The following is a 4,399-nucleotide window of genomic DNA, read 5'->3' as shown; positions in this document are numbered from 1 at the left end:
ACATGAAGTTCTGCACGTACAGCCGCCCGTTCGGCGTCAGCAGCAGGCCGCGCGGCGCCCGGCCGACGTTGACGATGCCGGTGCTGAGCTGCCGCGTGTAGGCATCGACCACCTCGATCTGGTTGGTGCCCTGCGTCGAGACGAAGGCGTAGTCGCCGAGCGGGCTGAAGACCACCGCGTTCGCGAGCTCGCGGTCGTTCAGGTCGATGCGGTCGGCCAGCACCTCGGCATTGGTGTCGAGCGCGATCTGCGAGACGATGGTGCGCACCGTGCTCTCGAAGGTGAGCGCCTGGCCGTCGCGGAAGCTGCCGCGCAGCGTGTTGTCCTTCTTCGACGGGATCCAGGCGCGCTGGCCGTCGGGCTGGATCGCGATCGAGGTCAGGAAGTTCGGCACGCCGCGGCCGCTCGCCTCGGTGTCGGGGCCGGGGTCGGTCGCGAGCGCGAAGGTGCGGGTGACGGCCGTCAGCGCCGCGTTCACCTCGATCACCTCGCCGCGCGTGGCCGGCGAGAGGTAGCGGGTGACGAGCACGCGCGACGAATCGCCGCTCACCGCGATGCCGCGCGGCACCGCGCCGAGCGACAGCGTGGCCTGCACCGCGCCGGTGGTCGGGTGCAGCTTGACGACGCCCTGCGAGCCCGACAGCGACACGTAGGCGGCGGTGCCGGCAGGGTTGAAGACGATGCCGAACGGCCGCGAGCCGTTGCCGAGCGCGATCGATTGCACCAGGCCGCCGCTCGCCGGGTCGAGGATGCTGATGTCGCCCGAGCCGAAGTTGGCGACCCACAACCGGCCGTCCGGCGCGAACGCGAGCGTTTGCGGATTGGTGCCGACGCCGACCTCCAGCGCCCGCGTGTTGTTCGCGGTGTTGATCGCGCTGACGGTATTGCTGTCGGAGTTGACGACCCAGACGCGGCTGCGGCCGGCGTCGTACGCGATGGTGCCGGTGCTGCGCGGCGCGTTGGCGGTGGGCGGCGTGTGGATGGTCTGGTTGGCCGAGCAGGTGCTGGTCTGCGTGCCGCTGCGCACCGACAGGATCACCGGGTAGTGGCGCGGCGCGGTGTAGGTATGGGTGGCCGACGGCGTGGTCGAGAAGGCGGTGCTGCTGCCGTCACCGAAGCTCCACGAGTACTGCAGGCTGGCGCCGCTGGTGGACGCGGGTGCGAACGACTGGCTGCTGTTGACCAGGGCGGCCGTGCGCGGCGCGAGCGTGCAGGCCACGGCCGCGCTGCCGGCGGTCGTGAAGCGCGACGTAAACGCGGCGATCGCGTTGCCGTTGTCGTCCTTCATGCCGCCGGCGGGCACCACCACCTCGTAGGTGGTGCCGGGGAAGAGCGGCGCGTCGGGCGCGAAGTTCAGCACGCCGGACTGCCCGCTGTAGCGCCCGGGCAGGGCCGAGCCGCCGAGCGGGCGCACGATGAAGCTGGTGGCCGAGACGGTGCGCAGGTCGATGTGCGCGGTGGTGGTCAGGCCGATGCGGCTCGTCACCGGCATGCTGGCCGCGTTGTTCTTCGGCGAGACCATGTTGACACTCGGCGTCTGCGTCCACGGTGCCGCCTGGTGCGGCACGATCGCGCTGCCCGAGCCGTGGTCGTTGCCGATCAGCACCAGGTTGCCGAACACGGTGCCGAAGTCTTCGTCGCGGCCGGAGATGTTGKAGGTGCCGGTGCCGGCGGTCGCGCCGGTGGCGAGGTCGACCTTCGAGTACTTGACCGAGAAGCCGGAGTGCGCGTAGCCGCCCTGCACCGAGACGTAGCCGCCCTTGCCGCCCTGGTCGGCCGACACCGCGGTCTGCGTGAAGACGGCCGGGTTGCTGATGTCGAACACATGCAGCTTGTTGTCGGTGCCGGAGGTGATGATGCGCTCGCCGTTGAGGATGCCGCTGTACTGGCCGGGCGTGGTCGAGCTGGAGCCGATCAGGCGCGGGTTGACGGGATCGCTGATGTCGAGCGTCACCAGGCCGGCGCCGTCGGTGCTGGTCATCGCCAGCAGGTTGCCGACCGCGAAGGTCGGGCCGACGCGGAAGCCGCCCCAGGTGCTGGTCGGGATGGTCTTCACGTAGACCGGGTTGCGCGGATCGGCGGCGTTGACGATCAGCAGGCCGTTGCCCGAGCCGCCGACGTAGACGTAGGGCGCCTGCCAGAACGCCCACCAGGCGCCGAGCGCGTAGTCGGACTCCTGGATGCCGGGCAGCACCAGCTGGCTCAGCTGCACCGGCGCGAGCGGGTTCGTGAAGTCCCAGAACATGATGCCGTTGATGGTCTGCATCACCGCATGCTTGCCGCCGTTGGCGAAGCCGAAGCCGTGCGGCTCGCGCAGTGCGGTCACGTCGGTCTGCGACACCTTCACCGGCGAGCGCGGGTTGGAGATGTCGTAGAACGAGAAGCCGCCGCCCGACACGCCGGAGTCCTTGCCGAACGGCACGAACAGGTAGCCCTCGACCATCTGCACGGTGCCCTCGCCGCGCGCGCTGCCGCCGACGGCGCTGTGGATGACGGACAGCGGCTGGAAGACCTCGGAGGCGCTGTAGGTGAGGTTGGGCAGGCCCGGCCCGGCGGCGCTGGCGGTGCCGGCCGCGCACAGCGTGGCGGCGATCGGCAGCGTCCGGACGACACGAAGAATGCGCGCAGCCCAACGCGCGCGCCGAAGGTGCTTGAACATCGTTTGTCTCCATCAGTGGCCGCGCGCCGGTGGTCCGGTGCTGCGGATGCTGCGCAGAACGCCTGTTGAATGAACGTTCTACACAACAATATCAAAGAACATTTGTTCTTATATCAGCCATGGGGAGGGGTGTCAATCGGGGTCGGGATCAGGGACGCGGCCGGGCGCCCTTCGCACCCTTCCCCGCMTCCGCCAGCTGATGCCCCGCCCCCACCACCAGCGCCTGCGACAGGCACAGCGGCGCCACCAGCGAGCGGAACGGGCGGTCGGAGGCGAGGCCGAGCTCGAAACACACCGTCGCCGACGGCTTCAGCGGCGACAGCGCGCTGTCGGTGATCGCGATCACGCGCACGCCGCGGGCATGCACCGACGCAGCAGCATCGACGACCTCCTGCGAATAGCTGTGGAAGCTGGTCGCGATCAGCACCTCGCCGCGCTCCAGGTTGCGCAGCGATTCCTGCAGCATGCCGCCCACGCCGTCGAGCAGGTGCACCCGCAGGTCGAGCTGGCTCAGCGCATAGGCCAGGTAGCACGCGACCGGGAAGGCGCGCCGCTGCGCCAGCACATGCACGCGCGGTGCCGCGCACACCAGCTTGATCGCGGCCGTGAGGTCGGCCGCGCGCACGCTCTCCTCGAGCTGGCCGAGCTCGGACACCGCTTCGCCGACGAACTGGCTCAGCAGCCCCGCCCCCTTGGTCGCCGGCTGCCCCTGGCGGCGCTGCCGGTCGATGCGCTCGCGGTAGCTGCTCGAGCGCTCGACCAGGTGCCCGCGGAACACCTGCTGCATCTCGGAGAAGCCCTTGAACTCCAGCGCATTCGCGAAGCGGATCAGCGACGAGGGCTGCACCTTCGCCGATTCGGCCACCGCCGCCACCGTGCCCAGCGCCAACTCGTTCGGCTGGTCCAGCGCATAGCGCGCAATGCGTTGCAGCTGCTGCGGCAGCTCAGGGTAGGCCTGCTCGATGGCAGCCTTCAATTCGTCGTAACTGGTGGCCCGGGTCATCCATGAAACTTATCATGAACAAACGTTCTTTCTGATCCCACGCAACCACAATCATTCGACGCTCACTGCGTTGCCGTCAGACCGCCGTCCAGGTACAGCACCTGCCCTGTCACGAAGGCCGCCCCGGGCCCGCAGAAGAACACCGCGRCGCCCGCCACGTCCTGCGGCTCGGCGACACGCCCGAGCGGAATGCGCTGCAGGATGTGCTCGCGCGTCGCCGGGTTGTTCAGCCAGTGCGCGCCCATCTCGCCGCGCACCACCGTCGGCGCGATGCCGTTCACCGTGATGCCGTGCGCCGACAGCTCCACCGCATGCTGCTTGATCAGCATCACCAGCGCACCCTTGGTCGCGCAGTACGCCGAGTAGCCCCTGTCGCGCATGCCCAGTTGCGCGCGCACCGACAGCAGGTGCAGCTGCCGCCCCGGCGCGCGGCCGGCCGCGACGGCCTCGACCTGGTGCCGCCCTGCCGCCTGGGCGAGGAACATCGCCGCCTTCAGGTTGACCTGCACGACTTCGTCGAACGCGTCCTCGGTGACCTCGGCCAGCCGCTCCTCGCGCTGGATGCCGATGCAGTTGACCAGCAGGTCGAGCGCGCCGAAATGCCGCGCCACCGCATCGACCGACTCGCGCACGCTGTCGACCGAGTGCGCGTCCATCGCGAGGCCCAGCACGTCGCCGCCCTGCGCGCGCAGCGACGCGGCGAGGCTCTCGGCCTTGTCCGCGCTGCGCCCCGAGAC

At 69.9% G+C, this 4,399-nt stretch carries 3 protein-coding genes; all 3 read right to left on the bottom strand.

Features of this window, described 5'->3' with window-relative positions:
- The coding region (locus AC1D15_RS19520) for an Ig-like domain-containing protein (RefSeq protein ID WP_477827285.1) at window positions 1–2,659 on the bottom strand (2,659 nt) is incomplete at its 3' end.
- A gap of 148 nt (window positions 2,660–2,807) precedes the next feature.
- Window positions 2,808–3,662 (bottom strand): MurR/RpiR family transcriptional regulator, encoded by an 855-nt coding sequence (locus tag AC1D15_RS19515; RefSeq protein WP_477827284.1) that lies wholly within the window; start codon window positions 3,660–3,662, stop codon window positions 2,808–2,810.
- 62 nt (window positions 3,663–3,724) lie between these two features.
- On the bottom strand, window positions 3,725–4,399 hold a 675-nt coding region (locus AC1D15_RS19510), incomplete at its 5' end, for an SDR family NAD(P)-dependent oxidoreductase (RefSeq protein WP_477827283.1).

It is taken from the genome of Rhizobacter sp. P2_H2 (assembly GCF_056403375.1).
Note: the sequence above shows the minus strand (reverse complement) of the source record. Positions and strands in the feature narration are given on the sequence as shown.